Here is a 14949-nt window from a genome sequence, read left to right as displayed (position 1 = left end):
TTTCTTTGTCTTGCCAAAGAAAGTAAGCAAAGAAAGGCGCGCCCGATGCGGCGACTTCCCCTTGAATTTGTGTGACCGTGCGGAGAAGGAGGCAAACTCGCTTCGCTCAAACAGGCCTCCTTCTTTTTTCCGCCCGCTCACACAAATTCAAGGCGCCGCATAGGGCAGAAACGGCCAAACCATCCTGACGCCAGTGCTGACGCCAAGACAAATTCTGGTAGATCTCGAAAGAGGCTACATGGCCGGCTCGACCACCTGCCCGAGCCGTGCCGCGAACTCACGCAGTGCCGGTGCCAACTCATCGCGAATGCGTTCGGCATCGGCCGCTGTGTATGGCGCGCTGCAGCTCACCACGTAGGGCTCGCGCTGGCTCGGCGCGAAGAATGCGACCGCACATGCGTGGATGGCCGGGTGCCAGTCGCGCAGCGAGACCGCATAGCCATCACGCACCCCCGCCTTCACGGCGCCATCGGCTGCCGCACCTTCCGCCGCCCATTGCGCAGGCTGCTGCGCGCGCAGCGTGTCGTACAAACGCTCACGCCGCGCCGCCGGCAGCGACGCCAGATACGCCCGCCCCATCGAACTCGACAGCAACGACAGCCGCGAGCCCACGCCCAGCCCCGACGACCCGCCCATCGCCGGGCTGTCGTGGCGGATCGTTTCCAGATAGACCATGTCCAGCCGATCGCGCTTGCCCAGCGAAATCGATACGCCGTGCCGCTGCGCGAACGCGCTCATGTGCGGGCGCGCGAGCTGCACCACGTCGCTCGACGCCAGGTAGGCGAAGCCGAGCGCCAGCACCCCGGTATCGAGCCCGTACTTGCCGAGCGCCTCGTCGTAGCGCAGGTAGCCGAGCGAGACCAGCGTGCCAGCCAGGCGGCTGACCGTGGCCTTCGGAAAGCCCGTGCGGCGCACGAACTCCTGGTTGCCCAGCAGCGTGTCGCCGGGGCGGAACGCACGCAGCAGTTCCAGCCCGCGCGCGAGGGCCGTGACAAAGTTCGGATCGCCTTCGCGATCGCGCGCGGTGTCGAATTCGGGATCGGGGAGACGTGTCGTGCTCATCGCAAAAAAGGCCTAGGATTTGTCGTCGGTTGGGCTATGATAGCTCTAAATTTCGAAACTGTGTTCCGTATCTCGGAACAACAAAACCTCGGAGACTACCGCTGTGACCGCTCGCAACGCCTTCCACTGGGCCGATCCCCTGCTGCTTGACCAACAACTGACCGACGACGAGCGCATGGTGCGCGACGCCGCCGCCTCGTACTGCCAGGACAAGCTGATGCCGCGCGTGCTGGAGTCGTTCCGGCATGAGAAGACCGATGCATCGATCTTCCGCGAGATGGGCGAGTTGGGCCTGCTGGGCCCGACCATTCCCGAGCAGTACGGCGGCCCCGGCCTGAACTACGTCAGCTACGGCCTGATCGCACGTGAGGTCGAGCGCGTGGACTCCGGCTACCGCTCGATGATGAGCGTGCAGTCGTCGCTGGTGATGGTGCCGATCTATGAATTCGGCACCGAGGCGCAGAAGCAGAAATACCTGCCCAAGCTGGCCACCGGCGAGTGGATCGGCTGCTTCGGCCTGACCGAGCCGAACCACGGCTCCGACCCGGCCTCGATGATCACGCGCGCCAAGAAGGTGAGCGGCGGCTACTCGCTCTCCGGCGCCAAGATGTGGATCACCAACTCGCCCATCGCCGATGTGTTCGTGGTGTGGGCCAAGCTGCCGGATGACAACGGCGAAGACCAGATCCGCGGCTTCATCCTGGAGAAGGGCTGGAAGGGCCTGAGCGCACCGGCCATCCACGGCAAGGTCGGCCTGCGCACGTCGATCACCGGCGAGATCGTGCTGGACGAAGTGTTCGTGCCGGAAGAGAACCTGATGCCGGACGTGCGCGGTCTGAAGGGTCCGTTCACGTGCCTGAACTCGGCGCGCTATGGCATCGCGTGGGGTGCGCTGGGCGCGGCCGAGGCCTGCTGGCACATCGCGCGCCAGTACGTGCTGGACCGCAAGCAGTTCGGCCGCCCGCTCGCCGCCAACCAGCTCATCCAGAAGAAGCTGGCCGACATGCAGACCGAAATCACGCTCGGCCTGCAAGGCTGCCTGCGCCTGGGCCGCATGAAGGACGAAGGCACGGCTGCAGTCGAGATCACCTCGATCATGAAGCGCAACTCGTGCGGCAAGTCGCTCGACATCGCCCGCATGGCGCGCGACATGCTGGGCGGCAACGGCATCTCGGACGAGTTCGGCGTGATCCGCCACGTGGTGAACCTGGAAGTGGTGAATACGTACGAAGGCACGCACGATATCCACGCGCTGATCCTCGGTCGCGCGCAGACGGGTATTCAGGCTTTCTTCTAATTGCGCTTTGTTTTTTCGGCGGGTTGATGCACACTCGTGCACGACTCGCCACACCCGTCGCCGCATGTCTCGCCCGTCCTGGGCACCTCGCTTCCCTCCGTTTCATCTCCCCCTCGCGTTATACAAATTTGCAAATGACCGGGATACGGTTTGCCGCATGAATCGGCCACGGGCGCGCGTCTATGCTTCGCTCCAAGTGTCCAAGGATCAACCGGTCTGAAGGCACCACCCTCACACCGATAGAACGTGCGCGCAGTCCATACGTAGACCGCAGCGCCACGCGAAAAAACCAATCGCGAGACAACGGTCTGGAGAATGCCAGCGCGCGTACGCCGGCACCCGCACCGAATCAAAACCAGAACAGGGCGCCTCACGTTGACGACGATCCATCCGGACCGGCCAGCGCGGAGCTCTGCCAGGAGACAAACCCACCATGGCTGAACAGTCCATTCCGTCGGTGACGGAACTCGACGCCGCCGGCTTTGCCGACACGCGCGCTGTCGATCGTTATTTCCAGATCTCTGCGCGCGGCAGCACGCAAAAACGCGAGGTGGTCGCAGGCATCACCACCTTCATGGCGATGGTCTATGCCGTGTTCGTCGTCCCGGGCATGCTCGGCAAGGCCGGTTTCGACAGCAGCGCGGTGTTCGTCGCGGTGTGCCTGACCACGGCGTTCGGCTCGTTGCTGATGGGCCTGTGGGCCAAGCTGCCGATCGCCATCGGCTGCGCGATCTCGCTGACCGCCTTCATGGCCTTCGGCCTCGTGCTCGGGCAGAAGCTCTCGCCGGAAGTGGCGCTGGGCGCGGTGTTCCTGATGGGCGTGGTCTTCACCGCCATCTCGGCCACCGGCGTGCGCTCGTGGATCCTGCGCAACCTGCCCTCGGGCGTGGCGCACGGCACGGGCATCGGTATCGGCCTGTTCCTGCTGCTGATCGCCTCCAACGATGTTGGTATGGTGGTCAAGAATGCCGGCCCGGGCTTGCCCGTGGCGCTGGGGCACGTCACGTCCTTCCCGGTGGTGATGTCGGTGCTGGGCCTGGCAGCCATCTTTGGCATGGAGCGCCGGCGTGTGCCGGGCGGCATCCTGATCGTGATCGTCGCCATCTCGGCACTGGGCCTGATCTTTGACCCGGCCGTGAAGTTCACCGGCGTGTTCGCACTGCCCTCGCTCGCCGCTGCAGGCCATGCCTCGCTGATCGGCGCGATGGACATTCGCGGTGCACTCTCCGCCGCCGTGCTGCCCGCCGTGCTGGCCCTGGTGATGACCGCTGTGTTCGACGCCACTGGCACGATCCGCGCGGTGGCAGGTCAAGCTGGGCTGCTCGATGACAAGGGCCATATCATCAACGGTGGCCGCGCCCTGACGGCGGATTCGATCAGCTCGATCTTCTCGGCCTTCTTTGGCGGCGCTCCGGCGGCGGCCTATATCGAATCGACAGTGGGCGTGGCTGCGGGCGGCAAGACGGGCCTGACGGCTGTCGTCGTCGGCGTGCTGTTCCTGGCGGTGATGTTCTTCTCGCCGCTGGCCGGCCTGGTGCCGTCGTACGCCACGGCCCCGGCGCTGATGTACGTCGGCCTGCTGATGCTCTCGAGCGTGAGCAAGCTGCACATGGACGACATGGTCGACGCGCTGGCCGGCCTGGTCTGCGCCGTGTTCATCGTGCTGACGTGCAACATCGTCACCGGCATCATGCTCGGCTTCAGCACGCTGGTGATCGGCCGCCTGGTGGCCGGTGAATGGCGCAAGCTGAACGTCGGCACCGTGGCGATCGCCGCCGCGCTGGCAACGTTCTACGCAGGCGGTTGGGCGATCTGATCGCGCGCTGAACCGTCTCCCAAAAGACAAACCGGCCAGACCCGCAAGGGCTGGCCGGTTTGTCTTTTGCCTCTGAACCTGTTCAGGATCCGTGGCGAGCGGCTCGAGGTTGGCCCCGAATTTGCCAAATGCGGCGCAGCCGTACATCGGTACGGCGAGCATCACAGGGCCAAGATCGGGCCGCGCAGTAGGATCATGAATAGGTTCAACGCAAAAAACGCCCGGCACGAGGGCCGGGCGGCAATCACACTACCAAGGAGCCGGTTACTTGTTGGGCTGCGGCGTCAGGCGCAGGTACGGGCGCAGTGCCTTGTAGCCCTTCGGGAATTTCTGCTTGATGACCTCTTCGTCCTTGAGCGACGGCACGATGACGACGTCGTCGCCGTCCTGCCAGTTGCCCGGCGTGGCCACGCTGTGATACTCGGTCAGCTGCAGTGAGTCGATCACGCGCAGCACCTCGTTGAAATTGCGCCCCGTCGATGCCGGATACGTGATGGTCAGGCGCACCTTCTTGTTCGGGTCGATCACGAACAGCGAGCGCACGGTAAAGGTCTCGCTCGCATTCGGGTGGATCATGTCGTACAGCTGCGAGACCTTGCGGTCCTGATCCGCGAGGATCGGGAAGTTGACCGTGGTGTTCTGCGTGTCGTTGATGTCGTCGATCCATTTCGTGTGCGAATCGACCGGGTCCACCGACAGGGCAATGGCTTTCACGTTGCGCTTGGCAAACTCGTCCTTGAGCTTGGCGGTCAGGCCCAATTCGGTGGTGCAGACCGGGGTGAAATCGGCCGGATGCGAAAACAGCACGCCCCAGCTGTTGCCCAACCACTCGTGGAACTTGATGCGGCCAGCGCTTGAATCCTGCTCGAAATCGGGGGCGACATCGCCCAAACGTAGAGACATTCGTGTCCTCCATGCAGTGAGTGGGAACCACTATAGCCAGATTGCCATCCAACCAAAACGACTATAAATTCACAACCACATCACTTTTTGTCATTTAGCGTGCGACTTTCTGGCAAAACGGTGGCATGCGTGCACGCGTTGCCGGACAATGCTTGATCCATCGCAGCGCACGCGGCCTGGGCGCTTGATGTTTCAAGACACCCACACATATGCTAGCGACTGTGCGCGATGACAGATCGACGATTGATCCCCGACACACAGCAGGTGCCCGACCATGACGAACACTTCCCCCAACCTGGCCGATTCCGTCAATAAGGAGAAACTGATGACCGACGTGAAGACTGTTCTGTCCGACGCCGAAGCGCTGCTCAAGCAAGCCGCTTCCTCTAGCGGTGAAAAAGCAGCCGAGCTGCGCGAGCGCGGCATGGGCCTGCTGCGGCAAGCCAAGGAAAAAGCGCAGGACCTGCAAGACGCCGTGGTCACCAAGAGCAAGGCCGCCGCACGCGCCACCGACGATTACGTCCATGATCATCCGTGGCAAGCCGTGGGCGTGGCCGCAGGCCTGGGCCTGCTGATCGGCCTGCTGCTCAACCGCAAGTAAGCTGGCAACGCCGTTCCTGGCCGATGGCGCGCCCCATCCGGATCGCGCCATCGGCCAGTTGCATTCTGGCGGGGGCTCACAGGCCTGAGCGCGGCGCACGACACAGCGCCGATCGCCGTGGCTGGCGGCACACCGGCCCCCGCTTCCTCCCGGGAATTTCATGACCGACGATCACAGCCCCAAGCTGTTCGCCTCCCTGAAGAAACTGGCCGGCACCGTCGTCTCGATGGCGCAGACGCGCCTTGAGCTGGCCAGTGTCGAGCTGGCCGAAGAAAAAGACCGCCTGCTGGCCGCCGCCTTTCTCGGTGCGCTGGCCGTCAGCCTGATCGCGCTGTCCATCCTGACGCTGACGGCGCTGGTCGCCATCCTGTTCTGGGACACCTACCGCTGGCAGGCGCTGGCCGTGATGGCTGCGCTGTACGCCCTGGGCGCGGCAGCGTGCCTGTGGAAGGTCCGCACGTCGCTGCGCAATGCGCCGCCCCTGTTCGAGGCCACGCTGGCCGAACTCGATAAAGACCGGGAGATCCTGCGCCGATGACCGAGCCAACCCAACCGGGCCAAACGCCCAAGCAGCCCGAACACGAGGCAGCGCACTCCGCGCGCCATCACGTGCGCCCCTCGCGCCGTAACAGCGAAGGCCGCTTGTCGCTGGAGGTGCGCAAGGAGCTGTTGCTCACGCGCGCCGCGCTCGAACGCTACGACTATGCGCAAGCGCGCAGCGAGATGAGCCGCGCGGCCAGCCATACCTTCAGCCTGGGCGGCATCGGCTCCTTGCTACCGAGCCTGCTGCGCCCGCTGGCCCGGCCGAACAAGCTGATGCGCGCGTTGGGCATCGCGCGGGAATATCCGATGGTCGGCACCGTCATTTCACTGGCCTACGCCGGGCTGCGCCACACCATCATCGGGCGGGTGACACGGCGGCTGGGCAAGATCGGACTGGTGGCCGGCGCAGCCTGGTGGGGCTATCGCAAATGGCAGGAGACGCAGGCTGGCGCCGGTGCGCAGACCGCGCCTGAGCCCGGGTCGGATGAGATCATCCCGGGCAGCACGTCCTAAGCGTGCATCGACACCAAGGCCGGAGCGATCCGGCCTTTGCTTTTGGTGCGCGCGATCTTGCCAATCAGTGCAGCGGGATCGGATGACGCATCCGCTCCCAGCGCCGGGCGACGTTCTGGCGCACGGCAGCGAGTCCGTGCGCAGGCGCGGCCGGCACGGTGGCTTCGGTTACCGAGGCTTGCGGCGCACCGACGGTCTCGGGTTCGATACGGCGGCGGCCATGCCAGAGCAACGCGCCACTGGCCGTCCAGCCGATCACGAACAGCGTGTCGCCCACCCGCATGAGCGAATCCGGCGAGGTACCGACGTGGAAGAGATGGCCGAGCATGTCAGCCGGCAGTTGGGCGCAAACCCATAGAAAGATCGCCAGAGCGGAAGCAAAGACGCCCGGCTGCCACCATGGGTGCGTAATCTGAGCCTTCGTGCTTTCCATGGCGACCCTCCGACGTTTGTTGTCGTGATGGTTCTGATGCTATCGCCGGCTTGCGCAAATGGCGACCCTCCCGGCACTGACGGCGTTGTCGGATTCGTCTGACATTACGGCCACCAATGACGGGGCGCACCCGCCGTTCAGGCTAGGGGCGGCCACCGGGGGTCTTGCGGATGCTGTCGCCATGCGGCTCCAAAGTCTTCGATGCCCGACATCGCATGGAAATCGGCCGAGGGGTATCCCATCTGCTCATATCCACAATGCATGAATTCCATCTATTGATGCGCTACGTTAAGCAACACTTCTCTCCCACGCCATGCTGACAGCCACCGCCCTCCAACGCCGCGACGCGCGCACCGGCGCCCCGCTGCTGCACCCGGCCACGCTCGCCGTGCGCCCCGGCGACCGCATCGCCCTGACCGGCCCGTCGGGCGCCGGCAAGAGCGTGCTGCTGCGCGCGCTGGCACTGCTCGATCCACTCGATGACGGTCATGTGACATGGCGTGGCGAAACCGTAGCGGCATCGGCCATTCCCGCGTTCCGCTGCCAGGTGGCCTATGTGCGCCAGCGTCCGGCCCTGCTGCCCGGCACGGTGGAAGACAACCTGCGCCTGCCCTACCGGCTGCATGCGCGCAAAGGGGGAGCCGCGTTCGACCGGGCGGGCGTGATTGCCCTGTTGGCACGCGCCGAACGCGATGCCGGTTTTCTCGACAAGACTGCGGCCAACCTGTCCGGCGGTGAGGCGCAGATCGCCGCGCTGGTGCGCACACTGCAGACCGATCCGGCCGTGCTGCTGCTCGACGAACCGACGGCCGCGCTCGACCCGGCCTCCGCCCGCGCCATCGAGGCGATGCTGCAGCACTGGTTTGCGCACGCGCCTGACCGTCGCGCCTGGGTGTGGATCACGCACGATCCGGCGCAAGCCGCGCGGATCGCCCATCAGCATTGGCGCGTCGAGGCCGGCCGCCTCGATACACACGCGCCGGCCCCACAATACGCCGAGGCCTGATGCCATGACCGCAACCGAACCGATGCTTTCCGCCTGGCAAGTGGGCGTGGCCGCGCTGCTGATCCTGGTCAATGGTGCGCTGTCGGTCGGCCTGGGCCTGGGGCTGGAGCGCCGGCTGGCGTGGGCGGCGGTGCGCACCGTCGTGCAACTGCTGGCCATCGGCTTCGTGCTGCAGTGGGTCTTTGCCAACGCGCACTGGACCGTGGTGCTGGCCCTGATCGCGCTGATGACGCTGATTGCCGGGCACGCCACCGGCAGCCGCGGCGCACGGGGTTACGCGGGGCTGCGCCGTGACGGCACCCTGTCGGTGTTCGGCAGCACGTGGCTGATCGGGGCGATCGGGCTGGTGGTCGTGCTGCGCGCGCAGCCATGGTACGCACCGCAGTACGCGATCCCGATCATGGGCATGATCCTCGGCAACACGCTCACGGGCGTGGGCCTGGCGCTGGAGCGGATGACCGGCGAGCTGACCGCCACGCGTGACCAGATCGAAACCGTGTTGGCACTCGGCGGCACACGCTGGGAAGCCGCGCGCGACGCCGCCCGCACGGCGGTGCGCGCAGGCATGACGCCGATCATCAACCAGATGTCGGTGGTGGGCGTGGTGAGCCTGCCCGGCATGATGACCGGGCAGGTGCTGGCGGGGCAGTCGCCGTTGGAAGCGGTGCGCTACCAGATCGTCATCATGTTCCTGCTGGCGGCGTCTTCGGGGCTGGGTACGGTGGCGGCGGTGCTGCTGGCGTATCGGCGGCTGTTCAGCCGCGAGCATCAGCTGCTCGCCTCGCGCATCGTGCAGCGGGTGCCGGGGGGGCGCTAGCCATGAAGACCGCCCTCTCCTGCGGCCTGGTGCTGCTCAACGAAGATGCGGAAGTCCTGCTCGCGCACGCCACCGAGACGCATCACTGGGACATCCCCAAAGGCGCCCCCGAGCCGGGCGAGACGGACCGCGACGCCGCGCTGCGCGAAACACGGGAAGAGACCGGCCTCGCGCTCGACGCCCATACGCTGATCGAACTCGGCCGCTTCCCCCTGCGGCGCGGCAAGGATCTGCACCTGTTCGCCACGCGCCTGCGTCGCGCGGACGTGGCACTCGACACGCTGGTCTGCACCTCGATGTTCGCGAGCTATTACACCGGCAAGCTCGTCCCCGAGATGGATGGCTACCGCTGGGCCAGCGCCGACGACGTGCCGCACTACGCCAGCCAGTCGCTGGCACGGCTGTTTGCGGAAACGTTGCCGCTGGCCGAGGTCGATGCGCGGCTGCGCGCAATGGGGCTCTAGACCGGCACGTCGCCCTCGATCGTCGTCCGGTGCAAGGTGCGGCGATAGGCGTCCGGGCAGCCCGGCGCGAAATGGAGCGTGGAGCGGTTGTCCCAGAACAGCATGTCGCCGGGTTGCCAGCGGTGCGTGTAGACGTTGTCGGGCTGCACGCTGTGGGCGAAGAGCTGCTCGAGGATGGCGGTGCTCTCGTCTTCCGGCAAACCGAGGATGTGCGAGGTGAAGCCTTCGTTGACGAACAACGCCCGCTTGCCCGTTTCCGGATGCGTGCGCACCACGGGGTGGTCGACCGGCGGCACGGCATCGCGCTGCGCCTGCGTGAGCGGTGGGCGCCAGGTCGACAGCGCGCGCAACCGCTCATACCGATACACGTAGGAATGCACGGCGCGCCGGCCCTCGATGGCGCGCTTCAGCTCAGCCGGCAACGTCTCATACGCGCGGACCATGTTGGCGAACAGCGTGTCGCCACCCGCCTGCGGCAGCTCGCGCGTCAGCAGCAAGGAGCCCAGGCTCGGCAGCGGCTTGTACGACAGGTCGGAATGCCAGTCGCGCCCCGCGTCGCCCAGGCCGATCGGCTTGCCGTCCTCCACCACGTTGGAGACCACCAGCACTTCGGGGTGCGCGGGCAAGTGAAACTGGTTGAGCACGTGCACCTGCAGCGGCCCGAAGCGGCGGCTGAAATCGACCTGCGCCTGCGGGGTGAGCTGCACGTCGCGGAACACCAGCAGGCCGTCGTGCACGAGCCAGGCCTGGCGGATGGCGGCGATGTCGGTATCAGACAAATCGGCGCCGTCCCGCAGGCCGATGATCTCCGCGCCCAATGGCGCATCGGGCAAGCGGCGGACGTGAAAGCGCGCGGTATGAACCGCGGGGGCTTCGGGGACGACAATGACGGCGTCGGACATGGCAGCGCAGACAGGCAATGAGCGGATTCCGCATTACACCGCCTGCACCACCCCGCCGCCAACGAAGGAATCCGCAGATCGATACGCGCGCTCAGCTATAGACGGTCGCCTCGGGCAGGACGCCCTCCAGCGCATAGCGGCCGATGGCGCGCAGCTTGTAGTCGAGCGGGTCGTGCAGCGTGTGGGTGCGCGCGTTGCGCCAGAAGCGGTCGAGTGCAAGCGCGGCCTTGGTCGAACGCGCGCCGGTCGCCTCGAACAGCTCCTGCCCGATGAACAGCGCGGCGCGATGCGCGACCACCTTGGCTTCCGCCGTGGCGAGCGACACCTCGGCGCGCTCGTCGGCCGTGAGCGATACGCCCTTGCGCCAGGCGCTGTCCAGACGCTGGATGGCACGGTCGGCCAGGGCAGCGGCGGCCAGCCACTGCACGCGCATCTCGCCGAAGCGGTGGAGCTGATACGGATCGTCGGCCACCCGCTCGACGCCCGAGGCAAACCACGGCCGCGACGATTGCTGCGTGTGCCGGCGCGCCTCCTCCAGCGCGCCCTCCGCGATGCCGGTGTAGAGATTGACCAGCACGGTCTGCGCGATGCACGAGCGCAGGGTCTGGTGCGGCGCGAACACCGTATCGGGGCCCGCCAGCACTTCATCGTCACTGACCTGGACGTGGCGGAACTGCACCGAGGTGCTATCGGTCTGGCGCTGACCGATCGGATGCCAGTCGTCGCGCACGGTGATGCCGTAGCGCGCGGTCGGCACCACGGCGATCACCGGCTGGCCGCTCGCCGTGTCGTGGGCCGAGACGACCATCATGTTGGAACCGAGCGTGCCGGAACAGAAGCCTTTCTCGCCGTCGAGGGTCCAGCCGCTGCCGGAGCGCTGCGCGCGCAGGCGATGGTCGACCGGGTTGACGGCGTTGCCCCACCACCAGCCCAGCTCGGCGGTCGGGCGCAAGAAGCGCTCGCGCTGCGCGTCCGAGCCGTAGAGCGTCACCGTCGCCGTCTGCAAGTACTGGAAGGCGAGCAGATGCCCAAGCGCGCTGTCGACCGCCGCGATGGCGCGCACCGCGGCAAACGCATCGGCCCAGCTTGCGCCGGCACCGCCGTATTGGGTTGGGATCACCAGCGGCAGCAGGCCGGTGCGCGCGATCAGCGCCTTTTCGTGGGCAGGATGGCCGCCCTGCTGGTCACGCTGCGCGGCGGTGGCCGCCAGCTCCGCGAGCAGGTGGGACAAGTCGGGAAGTTGATGCAGGTCGTTGAGCTTCATGCAGTGCCTCGTCCGGGGCGCAATCGGGTGCAGGCACTATACGGAGCCCCCCGACCGCGCTGAACGAAGGAATTTGCATGGGCATATCGGCCCCGCGTATATGCGTGGCGCGGGTGACTACGTGCGCGCGTAGTGCGCACGCATGCGCGCCAGGCACGCACGCGCGTCGCCCACCACCAAGTGGCTGCTGCAGGCGAGCATCAGGTTGCGCGGCAGGCCGAAGTCTTCGACCGCCCATCCGTCGGCATCGTTGCCGTCCACGTTCGGCACCTGCGCGACAAGCGGCACGGCGGGCACGTGATAGCACCACACATCCTTGCCGCGCGCGATGGCATAGCCAATCTCGAAGCAGGTGCCGGAGTCGGGCTCGTAACCGCGGAAATCCGCGACGTTGGCGAGCACGGCATCGGCGGAATCGATCAGTGCGACGTTCTGGCGGTAGATCTCCGCCGCGGTCGACGGGCCATCGCCTTGCGGGGCGATGGTGTTGTCGAGTGGGTACAGGCCGGTGAAACCGAACGCCGCGCACAGCGCCTTGAGCGCTTCACCGTACGCGGCGGGTTGCGGGCGGAAGACGTCGGGGCCGGCGAGGTAGAGGCGCAGGGGCATGGGCTTGGACAAGTGGACGGCAAGGGCGCACAGGATAGCGCGCCGCCCTCACCTGAGCGCGAACGTCAGCGTGCCGTAACCGAGCTGGTCGAAGCCACCGCTGTTCGGGCCGTAGTCGCCGCCACCGCCCTCCGGGCTGACCTTCTGCGCGAACGCCTCGACGTGCGGCGCCTGCAAGCCCTTGAGGACGACGTAGTGGCTATACAGCAGTGTCCAGATCGGTCGCGTGTCTCCCCGGGCTGCCGATGAGATGTCGGGCTGGGTCACGTCGCTGTTTGCGTACGGCGTGTAGGGCACGTCTTCGCCGAGGTTGTATTGGGCGGCATATTCAGCGCCGCGCAGGACGCGGTTGTGGTCATAGCCGAAGAGATCGTCGCCCGCGTTCCACGCCATCTGGCAGATGGCACCGAGCAGCGCGATATCGAGCATGGTGTGCCCCTGGTCGCGCCCACTCTCCTGAACCTGCCCCAGCCCGTTCGGATAGAGCTTCCACACGACGTGCTCGATGGCGCCGTTGCCCTGGCCGTGCTTGAAGTAGTCGATGGCCTCGGCGTAGATGTCGCGGCGATCGGCCAGCACGCCGATGGCCAGCATCGACGCCATGTTGGCCAGATCCCAGTTGGCCCAGTAGTGGTCGATCTTGGCGCCGTTGTGGCGGGTCAGGAAGTCGTGGTTCATCGTGTAGAACACGTCGACCATCATGGCCTGGAAGCGGTGGAAATCAGCCGGGCGCCAGTGCGGCGAGGTACGCAGGATCTCCGCGGCATTGGCCAGTTCATAGCCGTAGATGCCCGAGGCGAGAAAGCGGTCTGAGCTGCCGCCGATCAAGGTCAGGGTGTTCGCCCAGGCGTTCAGGATGGCGATGGCCTTGTCCGCGTAGGCGTCGTCTCCCGAGATCTTCCAGCGCAAGGCCAGCGCGTAAGCGGCGGCGGCATCGTTGAAGAGGACGGCGTAGTTCTCGGCGTGCACGCGGTCGTTGCCGCGATAGATGGTGGCCTGCGGGCGCGGCATCCAGTTGAGCGACGCATGGCGGTTGGCGATCAGCCGCTGCCAGCCCTGCGTCCAGGGCTCGCGCCCCTGCGTAACGTTCTGGCGCATGCGCTCGAAGTCGCGCTCCGAGTGCAGCAAGGCTGGATGCGTGAACGGCAGCGCGCCGGTTGCAGGGCTCACGGCGGCGCGCGCCTCGTGGCGCTGTGCGGGAGCCAGCTCGGCGCGCGGCGCGGTCGCAACACAGCCAGCCAACCCGATGGCGCACAGCACCCCGGCGCAAACACGAACAGCGGAGCGAAGATCGAACGGCATAGGACGCGAAACTCCAATGTGTGGCCTGCGAAAAGCACAGGGAGCACGCGAGTGTGCCGAGCGCGACCCTTCCGCAAACTTACATCGAACGGGATGTCGCATCGACCCGACAGGGTGAGAGGCTGCCGGAATGCAAAAAAGGCGTAGCAGTTGCCTGCTACGCCTTTCGAATGCTGGTGGGTCCTGCGGGATTCGAACCCGCGACCAATAGATTAAAAGTCTACTGCTCTACCGACTGAGCTAAAGACCCCAAAGACGACGATTATAGGCAGATGCCCGCAATCCTGTCAACGCACATCAGGCCACGCGCTCCAGTCGCCACATCTGGTAGCGGAACGCCAGCACCGCGCCGATCAGGATGCCGGCCAGCGCAATGAACGAGCCGATCGCCAGGGTCGACACGCCCGACAGCCCCTGCCCGATCGTGCAGCCCAGCGCCGTCACGCCGCCCGCGCCCATCAGCACGCCGCCGACAATGTGGTTGCCGGTGTCCTCGGCATTGGCAAAGCCCTCCCAGCGGAACGTGCCGCTCGCCAGCGCCACCATGGCCGAGCCGGCAATCACGCCCAGCACGCTCACGATGCCGACCGTCAGCACCTTCGACGTATCGCTGAAGAACATCAGCCACTCCAGCGTGTACGACACCGGCGCCACGAAGCTCAGCGCCTCCATGCGCCCGCTGTTGGTGGCGACGAAGGCCTCTTCCAGCGTGTTCGGATCTTCGGCCACGTAGCCGAGGTGGCCCGACACGTACCACATGGCCACGATGATGAGCCCGACGCCAATGCCGCCCGCCAGGTTGTCGCGCGTGCGGAAGTCGCGACCCAGCAGCGCCCACAGTGCGCAGGCCCCACCGATCACCAGCGCCAGTGCCAGGCGCAGCGTGCGTACCTCCACCGACAGCGCGTGGCCAAGCACGCTCGGCAGATCCTGCGGGGTCGGCAGCGCCACCGCGACACTGTCCACGGTGGCCACGCGCACCACGCCAAACACACCCTTGAGCGTCATATACGCCGACAACCCGAGGAAGACGAACACCACCACCGACTTCAGGTTACCGCCGCCGATGCGCACCAGCGTCTTGCTGCCGCAGCCCGAGCCCAGCACCATGCCGAAGCCGAACAGCAGCCCGCCCACCAGCGCCGACAGCCACAGCAGCCGGCTGGCGGTGTAGATCGTCTTGCTGGTATCAATCAGGCCCAGCCAGCTCAGCACGCCGGTGCCGATCATCGCCACGCCGATGGCCAGCACCCACATGCGCAGGCGGTTCCAGTCGCCGATGTTGACGGCGTCGGACACCGCGCCCATGGTGCAGAAGTGCGTACGCTGCAGGAGGGCACCGAAGAGGAAAGTCAGCGCGAAGGTTGCCCACAGCACGGTGTGGGACAGCGCATGAAGATCGATGTCAGGCATTGGC

At 66.3% G+C, this 14949-nt stretch carries 16 protein-coding genes and 1 tRNA gene; 8 read left to right on the top strand and 9 right to left on the bottom strand.

Annotated elements, in window-relative coordinates:
- Positions 1-234 precede the first annotated feature (234 nt).
- Complete coding sequence (locus QZ609_RS06885; protein WP_295492533.1) at positions 235-1062, bottom strand: IclR family transcriptional regulator; 828 nt, start codon at positions 1060-1062, stop codon at positions 235-237.
- 103 nt (positions 1063-1165) lie between these two features.
- On the opposite strand from QZ609_RS06885, the gene QZ609_RS06880 reads away from it, so the two are divergent.
- Together QZ609_RS06880 and QZ609_RS06875 are read left to right on the top strand one after the other, a co-directional pair.
- The gene (locus QZ609_RS06880) at positions 1166-2359 is read left to right on the top strand and encodes an acyl-CoA dehydrogenase (protein WP_295492531.1); all 1194 of its coding nucleotides are present in this window, start codon (positions 1166-1168) and stop codon (positions 2357-2359) included.
- Positions 2360-2792: 433 nt separating this feature from the next.
- The gene (locus tag QZ609_RS06875; protein WP_295492529.1) at positions 2793-4175 is read left to right on the top strand and encodes an NCS2 family permease; all 1383 of its coding nucleotides are present in this window, start codon (positions 2793-2795) and stop codon (positions 4173-4175) included.
- 264 nt (positions 4176-4439) lie between these two features.
- Here the strand turns inward: QZ609_RS06875 and QZ609_RS06870 are convergent, their stop codons facing one another.
- Positions 4440-5078, bottom strand: coding sequence for a peroxiredoxin (locus tag QZ609_RS06870; RefSeq protein WP_295492527.1), 639 nt, complete (start codon positions 5076-5078; stop codon positions 4440-4442).
- Positions 5079-5352: 274 nt separating this feature from the next.
- On the opposite strand from QZ609_RS06870, the gene QZ609_RS06865 reads away from it, so the two are divergent.
- The 3 genes from QZ609_RS06865 (at position 5353) to QZ609_RS06855 (ending at position 6735) form a co-directional block, all read left to right on the top strand.
- On the top strand, positions 5353-5679 hold the full coding sequence (locus QZ609_RS06865) for a DUF883 family protein (protein ID WP_295492526.1): 327 nt from the start codon (positions 5353-5355) through the stop codon (positions 5677-5679).
- A gap of 160 nt (positions 5680-5839) precedes the next feature.
- Positions 5840-6217 carry a phage holin family protein gene (locus tag QZ609_RS06860; protein WP_295492524.1) on the top strand — a complete coding sequence of 126 codons (378 nt, stop codon included), beginning with the start codon at positions 5840-5842 and terminating at the stop codon, positions 6215-6217.
- The gene (locus QZ609_RS06855; protein ID WP_295492521.1) at positions 6214-6735 is read left to right on the top strand and encodes a DUF3318 domain-containing protein; all 522 of its coding nucleotides are present in this window, start codon (positions 6214-6216) and stop codon (positions 6733-6735) included. Before QZ609_RS06860 ends, QZ609_RS06855 begins: the two co-directional genes overlap by 4 nt.
- 64 nt (positions 6736-6799) lie before the next feature.
- Here the strand turns inward: QZ609_RS06855 and QZ609_RS06850 are convergent, their stop codons facing one another.
- Positions 6800-7168: a hypothetical protein gene (locus tag QZ609_RS06850; protein WP_295492519.1), complete on the bottom strand. Its 369-nt coding sequence runs from the start codon at positions 7166-7168 to the stop codon at positions 6800-6802.
- 313 nt (positions 7169-7481) lie between these two features.
- Here QZ609_RS06850 and QZ609_RS06845 point away from each other — a divergent pair, with 313 nt between their 5' ends.
- The 3 genes from QZ609_RS06845 to QZ609_RS06835 are packed head-to-tail and all read left to right on the top strand — an operon-like array spanning position 7482 to position 9455.
- Complete coding sequence (locus tag QZ609_RS06845; protein ID WP_295492517.1) at positions 7482-8174, top strand: ATP-binding cassette domain-containing protein; 693 nt, start codon at positions 7482-7484, stop codon at positions 8172-8174.
- 22 nt (positions 8175-8196) lie between these two features.
- Complete coding sequence (gene fetB, locus QZ609_RS06840) at positions 8197-8991, top strand: iron export ABC transporter permease subunit FetB (protein WP_295492537.1); 795 nt, start codon at positions 8197-8199, stop codon at positions 8989-8991.
- Between the two features lie 2 nt (positions 8992-8993).
- Entirely contained in the window at positions 8994-9455 is a 462-nt protein-coding gene (locus QZ609_RS06835; protein ID WP_295492515.1) for an NUDIX hydrolase, read from the top strand.
- Here the strand turns inward: QZ609_RS06835 and QZ609_RS06830 are convergent.
- The 6 genes from QZ609_RS06830 to QZ609_RS06805 form a co-directional block, all read right to left on the bottom strand.
- Entirely contained in the window at positions 9452-10357 is a 906-nt protein-coding gene (locus QZ609_RS06830; RefSeq protein WP_295492513.1) for a TauD/TfdA family dioxygenase, read from the bottom strand. The genes QZ609_RS06835 and QZ609_RS06830 overlap by 4 nt on opposite strands.
- 91 nt (positions 10358-10448) lie before the next feature.
- A complete protein-coding gene (locus QZ609_RS06825; RefSeq protein WP_295492512.1) occupies positions 10449-11621 on the bottom strand; it encodes an acyl-CoA dehydrogenase family protein in 1173 nt (390 codons plus the stop codon).
- Positions 11622-11738: 117 nt separating this feature from the next.
- The gene (locus tag QZ609_RS06820; protein WP_295492510.1) at positions 11739-12230 is read right to left on the bottom strand and encodes a nucleoside 2-deoxyribosyltransferase; all 492 of its coding nucleotides are present in this window, start codon (positions 12228-12230) and stop codon (positions 11739-11741) included.
- Positions 12231-12278: 48 nt separating this feature from the next.
- Positions 12279-13532, bottom strand: coding sequence for an alginate lyase family protein (locus QZ609_RS06815; RefSeq protein WP_295492508.1), 1254 nt, complete (start codon positions 13530-13532; stop codon positions 12279-12281).
- Positions 13533-13706: 174 nt separating this feature from the next.
- Positions 13707-13782: transfer RNA gene (locus tag QZ609_RS06810), tRNA-Lys, on the bottom strand.
- Between the two features lie 47 nt (positions 13783-13829).
- On the bottom strand, positions 13830-14945 hold the full coding sequence (locus QZ609_RS06805; protein ID WP_295492506.1) for a YeeE/YedE family protein: 1116 nt from the start codon (positions 14943-14945) through the stop codon (positions 13830-13832).
- Positions 14946-14949 lie beyond the last annotated feature (4 nt).

Origin of the sequence: uncultured Ralstonia sp. (genome assembly GCA_913056305.1) — a bacterium.
GTDB lineage: Bacteria > Pseudomonadota > Gammaproteobacteria > Burkholderiales > Burkholderiaceae > Ralstonia.
The sequence above is the reverse complement of the archived record's forward strand: the minus strand, read 5'-3'. Positions and strand labels throughout refer to the sequence as shown.